17 protein-coding genes are annotated in these 15,523 nt (G+C 60.8%); 12 read left to right on the top strand and 5 right to left on the bottom strand.

What is annotated here, in order from left to right; translation table 11 throughout:
* Window positions 1-136: 136 nt before the first annotated feature.
* The 9 genes from TU84_RS09785 to TU84_RS09745 all read left to right on the top strand — a co-directional run bounded on the left by TU84_RS09785 (window position 137) and on the right by TU84_RS09745 (window position 7,448).
* Window positions 137-1,084 (top strand): siderophore-interacting protein, encoded by a 948-nt coding sequence (locus TU84_RS09785; protein ID WP_048368861.1) that lies wholly within the window; start codon window positions 137-139, stop codon window positions 1,082-1,084.
* Between the two features lie 203 nt (window positions 1,085-1,287).
* Window positions 1,288-2,499, top strand: a complete 1,212-nt coding sequence (locus TU84_RS09780) for a PepSY-associated TM helix domain-containing protein (protein WP_048368860.1) — start codon at window positions 1,288-1,290, stop codon at window positions 2,497-2,499.
* Window positions 2,496-3,038 carry a hypothetical protein gene (locus TU84_RS09775; protein ID WP_048368859.1) on the top strand — a complete coding sequence of 181 codons (543 nt, stop codon included), beginning with the start codon at window positions 2,496-2,498 and terminating at the stop codon, window positions 3,036-3,038. Before TU84_RS09780 ends, TU84_RS09775 begins: the two co-directional genes overlap by 4 nt.
* A 35-nt stretch (window positions 3,039-3,073) precedes the next feature.
* Window positions 3,074-3,373 carry a hypothetical protein gene (locus TU84_RS09770; RefSeq protein WP_174479323.1) on the top strand — a complete coding sequence of 100 codons (300 nt, stop codon included), beginning with the start codon at window positions 3,074-3,076 and terminating at the stop codon, window positions 3,371-3,373.
* Entirely contained in the window at window positions 3,370-3,924 is a 555-nt protein-coding gene (locus tag TU84_RS09765) for a DUF6162 family protein (RefSeq protein ID WP_048368857.1), read from the top strand. Before TU84_RS09770 ends, TU84_RS09765 begins: the two co-directional genes overlap by 4 nt.
* 34 nt (window positions 3,925-3,958) lie before the next feature.
* Window positions 3,959-4,903 carry a metal ABC transporter substrate-binding protein gene (locus TU84_RS09760; protein WP_048368856.1) on the top strand — a complete coding sequence of 315 codons (945 nt, stop codon included), beginning with the start codon at window positions 3,959-3,961 and terminating at the stop codon, window positions 4,901-4,903.
* Complete coding sequence (locus TU84_RS09755; protein ID WP_048368855.1) at window positions 4,900-5,655, top strand: metal ABC transporter ATP-binding protein; 756 nt, start codon at window positions 4,900-4,902, stop codon at window positions 5,653-5,655. Before TU84_RS09760 ends, TU84_RS09755 begins: the two co-directional genes overlap by 4 nt.
* Window positions 5,652-6,551: a metal ABC transporter permease gene (locus tag TU84_RS09750; protein ID WP_048368854.1), complete on the top strand. Its 900-nt coding sequence runs from the start codon at window positions 5,652-5,654 to the stop codon at window positions 6,549-6,551. Before TU84_RS09755 ends, TU84_RS09750 begins: the two co-directional genes overlap by 4 nt.
* Window positions 6,552-7,448 carry a metal ABC transporter substrate-binding protein gene (locus tag TU84_RS09745; RefSeq protein ID WP_048368853.1) on the top strand — a complete coding sequence of 299 codons (897 nt, stop codon included), beginning with the start codon at window positions 6,552-6,554 and terminating at the stop codon, window positions 7,446-7,448.
* Between the two features lie 68 nt (window positions 7,449-7,516).
* On the opposite strand, the gene TU84_RS09740 is transcribed toward TU84_RS09745, so the two are convergent.
* The 4 genes from TU84_RS09740 to TU84_RS09725 form a co-directional block, all read right to left on the bottom strand.
* Window positions 7,517-7,738, bottom strand: coding sequence for an MbtH family protein (locus tag TU84_RS09740; RefSeq protein WP_048368852.1), 222 nt, complete (start codon window positions 7,736-7,738; stop codon window positions 7,517-7,519).
* Between the two features lie 57 nt (window positions 7,739-7,795).
* A complete protein-coding gene (locus tag TU84_RS09735) occupies window positions 7,796-9,187 on the bottom strand; it encodes an aspartate aminotransferase family protein (protein ID WP_048368851.1) in 1,392 nt (463 codons plus the stop codon).
* Window positions 9,188-9,402: 215 nt separating this feature from the next.
* Window positions 9,403-10,728 (bottom strand): ATP-binding protein, encoded by a 1,326-nt coding sequence (locus TU84_RS09730; RefSeq protein WP_174479321.1) that lies wholly within the window; start codon window positions 10,726-10,728, stop codon window positions 9,403-9,405.
* Window positions 10,725-11,402 (bottom strand): response regulator, encoded by a 678-nt coding sequence (locus TU84_RS09725; RefSeq protein WP_048369085.1) that lies wholly within the window; start codon window positions 11,400-11,402, stop codon window positions 10,725-10,727. Before TU84_RS09725 ends, TU84_RS09730 begins: the two co-directional genes overlap by 4 nt.
* A gap of 180 nt (window positions 11,403-11,582) precedes the next feature.
* Here TU84_RS09725 and dsbD point away from each other — a divergent pair, with 180 nt between their 5' ends.
* Genes dsbD through dsbG form a run of 3 tightly spaced genes read left to right on the top strand, consistent with a single transcriptional unit; the run spans window position 11,583 to window position 14,950 of the window.
* Window positions 11,583-13,325, top strand: coding sequence for a protein-disulfide reductase DsbD (gene dsbD / locus TU84_RS09720; RefSeq protein ID WP_048368850.1), 1,743 nt, complete (start codon window positions 11,583-11,585; stop codon window positions 13,323-13,325).
* Window positions 13,326-14,198 carry a TlpA family protein disulfide reductase gene (locus TU84_RS09715; RefSeq protein WP_048368849.1) on the top strand — a complete coding sequence of 291 codons (873 nt, stop codon included), beginning with the start codon at window positions 13,326-13,328 and terminating at the stop codon, window positions 14,196-14,198.
* Window positions 14,177-14,950 carry a thiol:disulfide interchange protein DsbG gene (gene dsbG / locus TU84_RS09710; protein ID WP_048368848.1) on the top strand — a complete coding sequence of 258 codons (774 nt, stop codon included), beginning with the start codon at window positions 14,177-14,179 and terminating at the stop codon, window positions 14,948-14,950. The genes TU84_RS09715 and dsbG overlap by 22 nt, the downstream gene beginning before the upstream one ends.
* A gap of 28 nt (window positions 14,951-14,978) precedes the next feature.
* Here dsbG and TU84_RS25510 read toward each other — a convergent pair whose 3' ends face one another.
* Window positions 14,979-15,368, bottom strand: coding sequence for a GFA family protein (locus TU84_RS25510; RefSeq protein WP_082148657.1), 390 nt, complete (start codon window positions 15,366-15,368; stop codon window positions 14,979-14,981).
* Window positions 15,369-15,523 lie beyond the last annotated feature (155 nt).

Genomic DNA, 15,523 nt, shown 5'->3' with positions numbered 1-15,523 from the left:
ACGCTCAGTCATCTGTTACACCGCGCCGATATCATCGCGGGCAAGCCCGCTCCCACACCATAAGCCACCCGGGCTTAAATTTATTCCCAGGCAGCTCGTTCTATATGGGTCTCCAGCTCATTGATGGGTGCTCTCCATGTCTCCCGCAGCTTTGGTGCAAACCCTGCGCAAACGGCTCAGTAAACCGACCGGCTATCAACTGTTCGACATTCACCTCAAACAGCGCATTGCCTTGAGCCCTTCACTCACGCGTTTTGTGTTTACGGGCGAGGATGTGGCGCTGATGCACACGCTGGCCCCCGATCAGCGGGTCAAGCTGTTCTTCCCCAGCGCCAATGGCAGCGCGCCCGACTTGCCCAAGGTTGGCGACTGGCAAGCCGCCCGCCGCACCCTGAAGCCCGAGCACGCGCCGCCGATGCGCACTTACACCATTCGCGCTCTACGCCCCGACATGAACGAACTGGACATCGACTTTGTGCTGCATGGCGAAGCCGGCCCCGCTTCGCGCTGGGCGGTCCATGCAAGGCCAGGCGACCCCTTACAAATAGTCGCGCCCAACGCTGCCTACCACGCCGACCCGGGCGGCTATGAATGGATGCCGCCGCAGGGCGTGCGCAAAATCCTGTTGATCGGCGACGAAACCGCCCTGCCCGCCATCGCCGGGATCCTCGAACAACTGGCCAGCCATCCCGACGCCCCGCAGGTCCAGGCGTTTATCGAAGTGCCCGAAGAGGCCGATTGCATGCCGCTGCTCTGCGGCGTGCACACCAAAGTGCACTGGCTGCCCCGCCTCACGCTGCACAAGCAGCATGGTGAAGGCATGATCCTCGCGGCCCGCGAACTGGCGAGCTTGCCGCCCACCCGGGCCAACCTCAACGACAGCGCAGCATTGCAAGAGCTGGACCTCAATAGCCAGCGCCTGTGGGAACTGGCCAGCGCCAAGCGCAGCGAGTTCTATGCCTGGGTGGCCGGAGAATCCGCAGCGGTCATGGATATTCGTCGGTTTTTCATCAATGAATGCGGGCTTGATCGCAAAGGGCTGACGTTGATGGGCTACTGGAAACTGGGACGTTCGCTTGAGTAACTCAATCGTGTGGGCGCTCGCGATCTTTTAAGGATCAAAAGATCGCGAGGCAAGCTCGCACCTACAGATTCGTGCTTGCCTAGTATGAAACACTTTTTTACAACTCTACCTTCGGGTTTGCGACATCTCATACGTCCTACATGGATAGCAATCGCATTCTCAGTTGCGATTAAACATGCTCAGCCGTGAGTCTGCCGTCCCCCATGTCCAAAAAATCCCGCTCCAAGGTCTGGTTCCTGGTCCACAGCTGGTTAACGCTGCCGATCTGGTTCTTTGTATTGATTGTGTGTGTCACCGGCACGTTGGCGGTGGTCAGCCAGGAGATTGTCTGGCTGGCGACCCCTGAAGCCCGTGCCACACAGCCTTCAAGCGATGCTCCGTTGCTCACTTATGAGCAGGTGCTGAACACCATTCACAAGGCAGAACCGGCGCTGGCGGTGCAGTCGATCAGCCGCCCGGATGAGTCGCACTTTGCACTGGTCGCCAGGGTGGTGTACCCGGACGGGCGCTCGCCGGCGCTGTACATCAACCCGTATACCGGGGCCATTCAGGGCGAGAGTTCGAGCTTTGACTTCCGCCAGTTCACCCGCGCCCTGCACGGCTGGTGGCTGGTGCCGTTCACCAACGGTTATAGCTGGGGCTGGTACTTGGTGTCTTTCCTCGGCCTGCCGCTGCTGGCGTCGTTGATTACCGGGCTGGTGGTGTACAAAAAATTCTGGAAAGGCTTCCTCAAACCCACGCTGCGGTTAAAACACGGCGCGCGGATCTTTTGGGGCGACTTCCATCGGCTGTGCGGGATCTGGTCGATCTGGTTTATCGCGGTGATTTCCATCACTGGCGTGTGGTTTTTAATTCAGGCCTTTATGTTCGATAACCAGATTTCAATCTCGACTGCGGGCAACCCGCCGGTCGTGGCGCGTCAGGATGTGCCGATCATGCCGGACGGCCAACCGGCGCCAATGATCAATCTCGATCAGGCCGTGAAGATTGCCGCCGAGAGCATTCCAGGCCTTGAAGCGAGCTTTGTCAGCTTGCCAAGCAACGCCTACGGCCATATCGAAGTGGGCGGCCCGGGCTGGTACCCGCTGCTGTTCCAGACCGCCGACATCAACCCGTACAACGGCGCCATCGAAGGTTCACGGATGATCGCTGACCGTTCCGGGCTGGAACTGGTGACTGAATCCATGCGCCCGCTGCACACCGGTGATTTCGGCGGTCTGTGGGTCAAGCTGATCTGGTTCTTCTTCGGTCTGGTACTGAGCATGATGGTGTTGAGCGGCCTGCTGATCTGGACCAAACGCACTGCCCTGGCCACTGCCAACGCGCTTAAACGCAGCAATAAACCCGCCCGTGTACCGACCGGCAGGCAAACCGTCACAGCGCGCAGCGCACAGCCCGAGGAGGCCAATGTATGAGTAAGGCAGCGGCGGTAGCGCCCTCTTCTGCACTGGGTCGCTGGTGGCTCAAATGGCGGTTTCACATCAACATTCTGTTGTTGCTGATCCCGCTGGGCTTTATGCCCAAGTATTTTCATGAGGCGTCACTGTTTCGGGGTGACAGCGGCCTGGGCGAGCGCGAAATCGGCACGGTGCAGGTTGGCCCCTGGAGCCTGCGGCTGGCAGAAATGCGCAACGAGGGCCCACGCCCTGATGGCCCCGCTGGCTATATGAAAAGCTTCACTGCTGCCCTGTGCGACACCTGTATCGATCAGGTCAAGGCCGGTTATTTACGCATCGGCAAGCCGCGCAGCTTGCGCGCTGCCGGGGTGATTTTTTTCGGCACGCCCTACCGCATGGGCGCCACCTTGCCGATCCCGGAACGTACCAAAGACGATGCTGAGTTGTGGATCACCCTTGAGGGCTGGGACGGCTCAATGCATCAGGCATCCATCCCCCTGAGCGAGGCCTCACCGGCAACCATGGCCTGGCTGGCTCAACAAGGAGGTAAACGATGAGTTCGCACCTGTTCAAACACCCCGCGCGCCGTGTCATGGCCGCGGGTTTTCTGGCCTTGCTGGGGTTCAGCGGCCAGGCCCTGGCGCACAACCCGATGTGTGAGTGCAAAAGCCTGGGCGACGACCAGATCCGCTGCACCGGCGGGTTTTCTGATGGCAGTGGCGCACCGGGGGTGACGCTGGATGTGATCGGTTATGACGAAACCATATTGGTGCCCGGCAAGTTGGGCAGCGATTCGACCCTGACCTTCAAACGCCCGGAAGGTGAATTCTACGTGCTGTTTGACGCAGGCCCCGGCCACATTGTTGAAATCGACCAAGCCGATATCGAATGAATACTCACGTCGTGCGCCCGGCCGGTGCCGGGCATGAAACCCTTTATGTGCTGCTGTTGTGCCTGCTGATTCTGTGCGTCGCGGGGTCGGTTGTGGCCTGGCGTCACGAGTCCCATGAAGCAACCTCAGTGGCGGCCCACCAACTGGATGCCCGGCTCGATCTAAATGCCGCCGAGCAAGGTATCTACGCTGACCTGCGGGTCACCCTGGACGAGATCAACCTGCTGCACGAAGAAACCGGCGCCCTGCCCCAACCCGGGCAGTTGGCCGAAGAAGGCTTCGCGCCTTTTGCCAGCGACGCCAGCTCGATGAGCCGCGGCAACCATGCCTGGCAATTGCTGGGCGACCAGGCCTACCTGGGCGTGAGCCCCAACCCTGAGGTGGCCGGCTCGTTCTTGATGCGCATCAGCGAGCAGCCCGATGTATGGCTTAACCGCAACAGTAACGTCAGCGCCCCCACCGACTTCAGCGATGGCGCCTTGCTCCAGAACGGCTGGAAGCAAGTGATCGCCCAATTCGATGCCGGGGTGACTCGCCAGCATCGGCACTGAACCCACCGCTTTACCTGAGAGAAGACTGCTCGCCATGTCCATTTCATCTGTATTTCGACGCCGCACCTTGTTGCTGGCCGGCCTCCTGGCCCTCTGCCTTTCACCTCTGACTCACGCTGACACCCCCGCCCCGGCGCCGCTGGCCAAACCGTTGCGCATTGGCATCACCTTGCACCCGTATTACAGCTACGTGAAAAACATTGTTGGCGACAAGGCTGAAGTGGTGCCGTTGATTCCAGCCGGTTTTAACCCGCACGCCTATGAACCCCGCGCTGACGACATCAAGCGCATCGGCACGCTGGACGTAATCGTGCTCAATGGCGTGGGCCATGATGATTTCGCCGACAAGATGATCGAGGCCAGTGAAAAACCGGACATCCCGGTCATCGAGGCCAACCAGAACGTACCGTTGCTGGCCGCCACCGGCACCGCCGCGCGGGGCGCTGGCAAAGTGGTCAACCCGCACACTTTCTTGTCGATCAGCGCCTCGATTGCCCAGGTCAACAACATCGCCAGGGAACTGGGCAAGCTCGACCCGGCCAACGCCAAAACCTATACCGCCAATGCCCGCGCTTACGGCAAGCGCCTTCGCCAGATGCGCGCCGACGCCCTGGCCAAACTCACCGAAGCCCCCAACGCTGATTTGCGGGTCGCCACCGTGCACGCCGCCTATGACTACTTGTTGCGCGAATTTGGCCTGGAAGTAACCGCCGTGGTTGAGCCAGCCCACGGTATTGAGCCGAGCCCCAGCCAACTGAAAAAGACCATCGACCAACTGCGCGAGCTGGATGTGAAAGTGATCTTCTCCGAGATGGACTTCCCGTCGACGTACGTTGAAACCATCCAGCGCGAGTCCGGGGTCAAGCTGTACCCGCTGTCGCATATCTCCTATGGCGAGTACACCGCCGACAAGTACGAAAAAGAGATGAACAACAACCTCAATACCGTGGTCAAGGCGATTCAGGAGTCCGGGGCATGACGGCGGCTGTACCTCTTGCAGTGCGGGCCCGCGGGCCGGGTGTGGAGTTTGATCAGGTGTCGCTGACCCTGGGCAGCACGCCCATTCTGGACCGCGTCAGTTTCAATATTAAGGCGGGTAGCGTGCATGCGCTGGTGGGGCCCAATGGCGGCGGCAAAAGCTCGCTGATCAAAACCCTGCTCGGGCAAATGCCGCATCAGGGCGAGTTGCGCCTGAACTGGAACGGCGAGCCGGGGTTGATCGGCTATGTGCCCCAGGCGCTGGAATTTGACCGTGGCTTGCCCATGACCGTGGACGACTTCATGGCCGCCATGTGCCAGCGGCGCCCGGCCTTTATGGGCTTGTCGCGCAAGGTTGCCCCGGCCATTGGCGATGCGCTGGAACGGGTGGGCATGCAACACAAACGCAAGCGCCGCATGGGCGCCTTGTCGGGCGGTGAACGGCAACGGGTGCTGCTGGCCCAGGGGCTGATCCCGGCCCCGCAATTGCTGGTGCTGGATGAGCCGATGTCGGCGCTGGACGAAGCCGGGGCGCAGGTCTTTGAACGCTTGCTCAACGACTGGCAGCAATCAGGCGTCACGGTGGTGTGGATCGAGCACGATCTGGCGGCCGTCAAACGTCTGGCGGATCGCGTCACCGGGCTTAATCGCCAGGTGCTGTTCGATGGCCCGCCTGCGCAAACCCTCAGCCCTGAGCGCCTGTTAAGCCTGTTTTCAACCCACCCTAAAGCCTGCGGGAGCGCCCAGCCATGAGCTATGAAGCCTTCCGTTTGATGATTCAGGGCTGGGCCACCGCCGGGTATTTGCCTGAGGTGCTGGCCTACGGTTTTGTGGTCAATGCGCTGCTCGCCGGTTTACTCATCGGCCCCGTGCTGGGCGGCCTCGGCACCCTGGTGGTGGTCAAGCGCTTCGCGTTCTTTTCCGAAGCCGTGGGCCACGCAGCGCTGACCGGGGTGGCCATCGGCATCCTGCTCGGCGAACCCTACACCGGGCCTTATGGCAGCCTGTTCGGCTATTGCCTGCTGTTCGGCATTTCGCTCAATTACCTGCGCAACCGCACAGGCCTGGCCCCAGACACGCTGATCGGGGTCTTCCTCTCGGTGTCATTGGCGTTGGGCGCCAGCCTGCTGCTGATTCTCGCGGGCAAGATCAACATCCATATCCTTGAAAACGTCCTGTTTGGCTCGGTGTTGACCGTCAACGGCAACGATCTGCTGGTGCTGGCGGTGGTCGGCGCGCTGGTGCTGGGCCTGAGCCTGCCGCTGTACAACCGCATCATGCTGGCCAGTTTCAACCCGCAACTGGCCGCTGTGCGCGGGGTGGCAGTTAAATCCCTGGATTACCTGTTTGTGATACTGGTAACACTGATCACCGTGGCAGCGGTCAAGGTGATCGGGGCGATTCTGGTGGGCGCACTGCTGGTGATTCCGGCTGCTGCGGCGCGCTTGCTCAGCCAGTCGTTGAAGGGCTTTTTCTGGATTTCGGTGCTGATCGCCACGGTCAGCACCTTGTGCGGGATTTTGCTGCCTATCGTCCTCGACCTACCGATTCCGTCCGGCGCCGCGATCATTCTGGTGGCCGGTATCGCCTTCGCCCTGGCCGCCATTGCTCGTGGCGTGGTGCCAAGCCTCAAAGGGAATATTGGATAAATGTTCACGCTGCGCAAACTCACTCTGGCAATTGCCATCACCGGACTGCTCAGCACCCCGCTGCTGACCGCCACCCCGTCACCGCAACCAGTGCGCATTCTCGCCAGCTTGCCGATTACCTATGGCTTGAGCGAGCTGCTGCTCAAGGACAGCGGCGTGACCCTTGAACGCGCAGCGGCAGCCAACCTGCCCGGCAGTCGGCAAAGTGCCTACTTCAGCGGTCGCGGCGCCCCGGCCCTGCAAAAACTCGCAGAAAACGCCGATGCGGTGGTCGGCCTGCGCTCGCTGTGGAGCGACGACCCGCTGTACCCGATGGCTAGGCGCAGCAACATCCGCATCGTCGAAGTAGACGCCGCACGCCCTGTGGACGGCAGTTTGCCGGGCATTGCCGTGCAACCTGACGTGCACAGCGATGGCCTCAACAGCCAGCCGTGGCTGTCCAGCAACAACATGGGCCGTATGGCTGACGTGATTGCGGCTGACCTGGTACGTTTGGCCCCCGCCGCCAAGCCCAAAATCGAAGCCAACCTGGCCAAGCTGAAACAGCGCCTGCTCAAACTCAGCGCCGAGAGCGAGTCACGCCTGGCCAAGGCCGATAATTTAAGCGTCGTGAGTGTCTCAGACCGGCTGGATTACTTGATCAGCGGGCTGAATCTGGAGCGCGTTGACGTGGCCCATAACAGTGAAGACCCGTGGACACCGCAAGCCCTCAAGGCGCTGACGCAAACCCTCAAGGACAATGACGTGGCGCTAGTGCTCGACCATCGCGAACCTTCGCCAGAGTTGAAGGCAGCGATTACCGAGGGTGGCAGCCACCTGGTGGTGATCGGCGCTGACGGCGCAGATCCGGTGGCGCAGTTGCAGAGCAACATTGATGCGATTGTAAAAGCCTTGTAGCGAGGTTGCTCGCGATCTTTTCAAGGTCAAAAGATCGCGAGGCAAGCTCGCTCCTACCGTGATTGCGCTTAGTGCGTGGCCACTGCATCCATCTTCTGGCGCAGGCTCAAGGGCCGCATGTCGGTCCAGACTTCTTCGATATACGCCAGACACTCAGGTTTGAGGCCGCTTTTGCCCACGGCGCACCAGCCGTTGGGGATGGCTTTGTAGTCCGGCCAGATCGAATACTGCTCTTCATGGTTCACCACCACTTGGAAGAGGATGTCATCGCGGTCAAATACTGAACTCATGTGCGGGTCTCCGTCGCTGTAAAAGATATGAATCTAACGAGTGATGGCGGGCAGAAATTAGAGCCGGGTGATCGCTGCGGCCATGGCATTGCCAAAGATGGCCGCGACCTGGTCGATTTCACTGGCGGTGATGATCAGCGGCGGCAAGAAGCGCACCACGCTGCCCTGGCGCCCGCCCAACTCCAGAATCAAGCCGCGCTTCAAGCATTCACGCTGCACCAGCGGCGCCAGCCGGGCAAAGGCTGGCGGGTGGCCCAGGGCATCGGGGCTGCCGTTGGGGTCAACCAGTTCAACCCCCAGCATCAGGCCGCGACCGCGAATATCGCCCAACTGCGGGAAGTCGCGCTGGAGGATGCGCAGGTGTTCGCTGAGGCGCTCGCCCATGGCAGTGGCGTGCGCAGCAACGTTGTGCTGCTTGAGATAGCGCATCACCGCCGAACCTGCGGCCATGGCCATCTGATTGCCACGGAACGTTCCGGCATGGGCGCCCGGCAGCCAAGTGTCGAGCCACTCGCGATACACCACCACCGCCAACGGCAAGCTGCCGCCAATGGCTTTGGACAACACCACCACATCCGGGATGATGCCAGCGTGCTCAAAGGCGAACATTTTGCCGGTGCGGGCAAAGCCGCTCTGGATTTCATCGACGATCAGCGCCACGCCGGCTTGCTCGGTAATCCGGCGCAACCCGCGCAGCCAGTCGAGGTCTGCCGCAATGACGCCGCCCTCACCCTGCACCACTTCAACAATCACCGCAGCCGGTAGCTGCACACCGGCTTCGGGGTCGCTGAAGAGGTTTTGCAGGTAGTGCAAATTGGCCTGCACGCCCTGCTTGCCGCCCAGCCCGAACGGGCAGCGGTAATCGTAGGGGTACGGCATGAATTGCACGCCATTGCTGAGCAAGGCAGCCAACGGCTTTTTCGGCCCCAGGCTGCCCATCAGGCTCAAGGCGCCCTGGCTCATACCGTGATACCCGCCGGTAAACGACACCACGGTGTTGCGCCCGGTGGCGGTGCGCACCAGTTTCAGCGCGGCTTCGACGGCATCAGTGCCGGTCGGGCCGCAGAACTGGATCTTCGCTTCGCTGGCCAAAGCGGCGGGCAGCAGGCCGAACAGGTCTTGAACAAACTGGTCTTTGACCGGGGTGGTGAGGTCGAGGGTATGCAGGGGCAGTTCATCGCTCAGCACTTGTTGGATGGCGGCGATCACGACCGGGTGGTTGTGCCCCAGCGCCAGAGTCCCGGCACCGGCCAGGCAATCGATGAAGCGGCGACCCTCGACGTCTTCAACGTACAAACCCTTGGCACGCTTGAGGGCCAGCGGCAAGCGCCGCGGGTAACTGCGCGCGTTGGACTCCTGACGGCTCTGGCGGGCCAGCAACGGAGACTCTTCAAACTCGTACAGCGTTTCAACCGGATGATTTTCAGCAAGGCTGGTAGCGACTGACATTCCTGGGACCCTCAATACGCCGATGAGATTGACCAAAACATTCCTGTTTTGAAAACGCATCAGCGTGGTGAGGATTTAGCCAAGCCCAGAAGTTTCCCGGTTTCTGTAGCCGCTGCCGCAGGCTGCGATAAGGGCCGAAGGACCTTCACCCCATAGAACAGGGCCGCTTCGCGCCCCAACGCAGCCTTCGGCAGCGACTACAAGGATTGAGAGGTTCAAGCCGTCTGCAGCGGCATGCGCAGTTCAACCCGCAAGCCATCGGCCTGGCTGTCGAAATTCAGTTCGCCCGCACACCGTTCAACAATGGCCTGCACAATCGCCAGGCCCAAGCCGCAACCGTTGCTGTTGCCGTTGCGCCAGAAACGTTGGGTCATGTGTTGCAAGGTCTCAGGCGCAAGGCCGGGGCCGTGGTCACGCACCACGAACACGACGTGGCTGCCCTCGGCATGCACCTTCAATTGCACTTGGGTGTCCGCCGGGGTGTGGCGCAAGGCGTTGTCGAGCAGATTGCGCAAGGCGGCGATTGCCAGCACCGAAGGCACATGCAGACGGGTGTCCGGGAGGTCATCGGCCAGTTGCAAATGCACACGGTCAGCCGCGCCGCTGGCCGCGTCGTTGATGGCCAGACGCGCCACTTGTTCGGCTGAGCACTCTACACCGTCATCAAACGATAAGCTGCCTTCAACCCGCGCCAGCAGCAGTAGCTGCTCCAGGGTCCGGTGCAAACGGTCTGCCCCGGCTTCGGCGTGGGCCAGGGACTGTTCGCGCGCCGCGCCATCGGTCATGCGCGCCACTTGCAGGTGGGTTTTGATCGCGGTCAGCGGGCTGCGCAGTTCATGGGCGGCATCGCCAGTCAGGCGCCGCTCACGTTCGATGGCTTTGGATATTCGCGCCAGCAACTGGTTCTGGGAATCCAGCAATGGCTTTAATTCGCTGGGCAACGGGCTGATTTGCAGTGGTTGCAGCGAGTCGGCATCGCGGCGCATCAGGGCATCACGCATGCGGTTAAGCGGCGCCAACCCCTGGCCGAGGCCCAGCCACAACAGCAGCAAACACACGATCAAGGCCATGCCCACCGGCACCGAGGCGGCGAGCAGCACGGAAAGGTTCAGGGCTTCGCGCTCGACCTGGCGGTCGGCGGTGGTAATGCGCACATCACCCCGGTCGAGGGTGAACGTGCGCCAGGCGGCGCCATCAATGATCTGGTCATGAAAACCTGCCGACTCAGAGCGCATCGGTTGGTCCGGGTTGTTGTGGCTGCGAGCCAGCACTTCACCGCGCAACGAACTCACCTGGCACGCCATACCGCCAGGGATGGTCAGTTGTTCCGCACTGAAATGGGTGCCCTCGCCTTTCACCGGCAACTGCGGCAATTGCTCAAGCAGCCCCGCCACCATACGCGCGGACGCCACCAGACGCTGGTCAAGGGAGAACATCATTTGCTGACGCAAGTCACTGAGCATCCAGGCCGCCGCCAGCGCCCAGATCAATACAAACGCCGAGCCTATGGTCAGGCTCAAACGCAGACGCATGCTCATCATGGCTGCTCGGCACCGTCGGCAGTGCCCAGACGATAACCGAGGCCGCGCACGGTTTCGACGATGCCTTTGCCCAGTTTGGAGCGCAGGTGATGGATATGAACGTTCAGGGCATTGCTCTCCAGTTCGTCGCCAAAGCCGTAGATGCTGTCTTTGAGCTGCTCGGCCGACAACACGCGGCCGCGGTTATGCAGCAAGGCTTGCAGCAGTGCCTGCTCGCGCCGCGACAGGTCGACCGGCTGACCGGCCAGCAAGGTAATGCGGCTGCTGGGGTCATAGCTCAATTGCCCGTGTTCGATCAAATTGACGCTGCGCCCGGCCACTCGACGCAACAAGGTGTGCAGGCGGGCGGCCAGTTCGCGCAGGTCAAAGGGCTTGAGCAAGTAGTCATCGGCCCCGGCTTGCAGGCCATCCACCCGGTCGGTCACCGAGTCACGGGCGGTCAGCACCAGCACGGGCAGTTCAAAGCCCTGCTGACGCAGTTGCTGCAACAGCTTGAGGCCGTCTTCGTCAGGCAACCCCAGGTCAAGCACCATCACGTCAAACACGGCGGCCTTGAGCATGGCTTTGGCTTTGCTGGCGGTACCGACATGTTCAACCGTCAGCCCCTGCGCCGTCAGCCCGGCCACAATGCCGCTGGCAATCAGTTCATCGTCTTCGCAAACCAGTACGTGCATGCTCATACCCGCGTAAATAGGCTGATTAAAAAATCATGGGATTAAGGGCGGATTATCCACCCTATAAATCTAGTGCACCTGCATTGTTTAAAGCGCTTGTCAGTTTCGCGACCCTATTAACACTCGGTTAATCATGTGTCGCCAAGGTGTTGCCTATTCATAAAGACCAAGGCTGGGCGTATGCACCGTTTGTTTATTTTTTTGTTTCTACTGCTGACGGGCTTCAGCCAGGCGCAAGCCAGTAATGATCCTTTTGCCCAGAAAGTCGACTTCTTGCCGGTGGCCAAGGCATTCGCCTTCAGCAGCGAAGTGTTGCCATCGGGCGAAACCCGGCTGAGCTGGCAGATTGCGAACAACTACTATTTGTACCAAAAGCGCTTCAAGTTTGACGGTCTGGACGCTGCGCACACCCCCGTGCTGCCCCAGGGCGAGGAGCACAATGACGAGTTTTTTGGTGCCAGCCAGGTCTATCGCAATCAAGTCGACGTGCTGATCCCGGCGGGTGCCAGCGGCCAGGTCAAAGTGAGCTGGCAAGGCTGCGCCGATGCCGGTCTGTGCTACCCGCCGCAAAGCCAGGTGGTGGATCTGGGCGGCGCACAACCCGTCGCCGCTCAAGGCCAGGCCCAGGACCAGTCACTGGCGGCCAGCTTGCAGCAGCGTTCATTGGGCTGGAGCTTGTTGCTGTTCTTCGGCCTGGGCCTGTTGCTGGCCTTTACCCCGTGCTCATTGCCCATGCTGCCGATTCTGGCCGGGCTGGTGGTGGGCAGCGGTGCCAGCGCCGGGCGCGGTTTCGCCGTCGCCAGCAGTTACGTAGTGAGCATGGCGTTGGTGTATGCAGGCTTGGGCGTTTTGGCCGCCCTGCTGGGCGCCAACTTGCAGGCCCTGCTGCAACAACCCTGGTTGCTCGCAAGCTTTGCCGCCCTGTTTGTGGTGCTGGCACTGCCGATGTTCGGCTTTTTTGAATTGCAGTTACCCGCCGCCTTACGCGACCGTCTCGAAAACGCCGGCCGCGGCCGTAAAGGCGGCAGCCTGCTGGGTGCAGGCATCCTCGGCGCCTTGTCGGGTTTGCTGGTAGGCCCGTGCATGACCGCCCCGCTGGCAGGCGCCCTGTTGTACATCGCGCAGAGCGGCAATGCGGTTGAAGGTGGCCTGGTGCTATTTGTGATGGGTGTCGGGATTGGCATGCCGTTGTTGTTGCTGGTCACAGTGGGCAGCCGCTTTTTGCCCAAGCCGGGCGCCTGGATGGATCTGACCAAAGGGCTGTTTGGCTTCCTGTTCCTCGCTACGGCCCTGCTGTTGCTGCGCCCGGTGGTCAGTGAAACCCTGTGGCTGGGGTTGTGGGGGGTGTTGCTGATTATTTTTGCCAGCAGCCTGTGGCAACAAGCGCAGCACTTCGCCCGCGCCAAGCCGCTGTTTAACCCCTTGAGCCTGCTGGCCGGGATTTGGGGTGGTTTGATGCTGATAGGGGCCGCCGGTGGCGGCACCGACCTGGGGCAACCGTTGCAGGTGTACACCGCTAAAACCGTGATCGGCACTACGGTCAGCAATGACCACGGCGACTTCATTACTCTCAACGATCCGGCCAGCCTCGACCGTGAACTGGCCAGCGCCAAGGCCGAGGGGCAATGGGTGTTGCTCGACTACTACGCCGACTGGTGCGTGTCGTGCAAAGTCATGGAAAAACAGGTGTTCGCCAAACCTGAGGTGCAATCGGCTTTGCAGGGCGTGCGACTGTTGCGTCTTGATGTGACCGCCGATAATGTCGCCAGCCGCGAATTGCTCAGCCGTTACCAGGTACCCGGCCCGCCCAGTTTTGTCTGGATAGGTCCCAATGGGGTTGAGCGTCGTGGGCAGCGGATCACCGGCGAAGTCAACGCCGAGACTTTTTTGAAAAACTGGAATGCCACTCGGGAAACCCCATAAATGCTCACCCTGACCATCGGTTCGTTTGCCTTGGCAATTAACCACCTGCTGCTGATCCTGGCCCTCGCCCTGGCGACGCTGGTCGGTTGGCGGGTGGCCAAACGTGGTGGCGAGAACCCTGAGTCAGTGTTGTTTGCCCTGTTTTTGCTGGGCTTGCTCGTGGCGCGTATCGGTTTTGTGCTCGCTTTCTGGCCGCACTTCCAGAACAGCCCGTTGAAAATGCTCGATTTGCGTGACGGCGGGTTTATGGTCTGGCCCGGCCTGGTGGCCGTGGTGGCGGGTGCGGTGCTCTGGGGTTGGCGCCGTGCGGGCTTGCGCCGCCCATTAGCTTGGGGGTTGAGTACTGGCCTGACCTTCTGGATTTTGGCCAGCCTGTCTTCCAGCCTCTATGAGCAGGGTTCGCGCCTGCCTGAACTCACCTTGCGCACAGCCAATGGCGAATCGGTGCAACTGAGCAGTTACCAGGGCGGCCCGCTGGTCATCAACTTGTGGGCCACGTGGTGCCCGCCGTGCCGCCGGGAAATGCCGGTGCTGCAGAACGCGCAAAAACAGCATCAAGACGTGACGTTTTTATTCGTCAATCAGGGCGAAAGCATGCAGAGCGTCAGTACGTTCCTCGAAACCCAGGGGCTGAGCCTGAGCAACATCTTGTTCGACAGCAGCGGGCAACTGGCCCAGAAGGTCGGCTCCATGGCGCTGCCGACTACGCTCTTCTACAGCGCTGACGGGCGTTTGCTGCGCAGCCATTTGGGCGAACTGTCCGATGCCAGCCTGGCGCAGGCCATGCAAGGCTTTACCAAAGAACATTCAAAGTCGGCCCAACAGGTCGACCCTGCAAGGAATACGCAAACATGCTTAACCGCAAACTGTTAACCCTTAGCCTGACCTCTCTGTTTGGCGCTGCCCTGCTGCAGTCGCCTGTGCTGCAAGCTGAAGAACTGCCTCCAGCCATCAAGAAAATCGAAGCCAAGGGCGCGAAAATCGTCGGCAGCTTTGATGCCCCCAGCGGTTTGAAAGGCTATGCCGCGCAGTACCAGAACCGTGGCATGGCCTTGTACCTGACCGCCGACGGCAATGTGCTGGTCGGTAACCTGTATGACGCCGACGGCAAAGACCTGAGCCTGGCGCCGTTGCAAAAGCTGGTGTATGCGCCGATGGCCAAAGAGGTCTGGGCCAACATGGAGAAGAGCAACTGGATCCAGGATGGTAAAAAGGATGCGCCGCGCACCGTTTACCTGTTCAGCGACCCGAACTGCCCGTACTGCAACATGTTCTGGGAACAGGCCCGCCCGTGGGTTGACTCCGGCAAAGTGCAATTGCGCCACATCATGGTGGGCATTATCCGCGAAGACAGCCCGGGCAAGTCTGCCGCCCTGCTGTCCGCCAAAGACCCGCAGCAAGCCCTGCTGGCTCACGAAAAAGCCGGCAAGGCCAGCACCCTCAAGGCCTTGAGCAAAATCCCGGCGGACGTACAGGCCAAGCTCGATGCCAACGCCCAGCTCATGAACGACCTGGAACTGTCAGCGACCCCGGCGATTTTCTACCTGGACGACCAAGGCAACCTGCAACAACAGCAAGGTGCGCCGTCGCCAGACAAGCTGGTGCAGATTTTGGGGCCCAAGTAACTACCGCAGCCTCGTACCTCGACAGCGACTACGGGGTTAATGGCGTCAAACACCACCAGCGTGGTCGGATGTCCTCAAACGAGTGGTACAACGGCGCCAGCTCGGCGCCGTTATTGTCATCAAAACCGCCAATCAGCAATGCAATCGTCGGCTCATCATCGATTGCGCCAATCGAGCTTCCGCACGTTGGGCAAAAGGCCCTGCTGGAGTAATCCGAGGTTCTGAAGACCGAAGGAGCCCCCCCGGCCCCTACCCACTTGACCCGTTCTTGCGCAAACTCAACCCACACGACGGTCGGTGAGCCTGTATGCCGCTGACAAGTTTTGCATGAGCAGGTATGAGCGTTTTCTGCAGAGCCCAAGGCTTTATAACGGATCGAGCCACAAACGCATCCGCCACTGTAATGAGTGTGTTCCATGCACAATTCCATTGGCTTGCTGTCGAGATGCCAAGCGTAGCGAGAAGCGAACAACTTGCAACGTGCAGTTCACCCTGGAGCTGCCGCAGGCTGCGATCTGTTGATGGTTAAGATCAACAGATCGCGAGGCAAGCCCGGCTCCTACAGGGGGTGTT

This window comes from Pseudomonas helleri (assembly GCF_001043025.1).
Taxonomy (GTDB): domain Bacteria; phylum Pseudomonadota; class Gammaproteobacteria; order Pseudomonadales; family Pseudomonadaceae; genus Aquipseudomonas; species Aquipseudomonas helleri.
The sequence above is the reverse complement of the archived record's forward strand: the minus strand, read 5'-3'. Positions and strand labels throughout refer to the sequence as shown.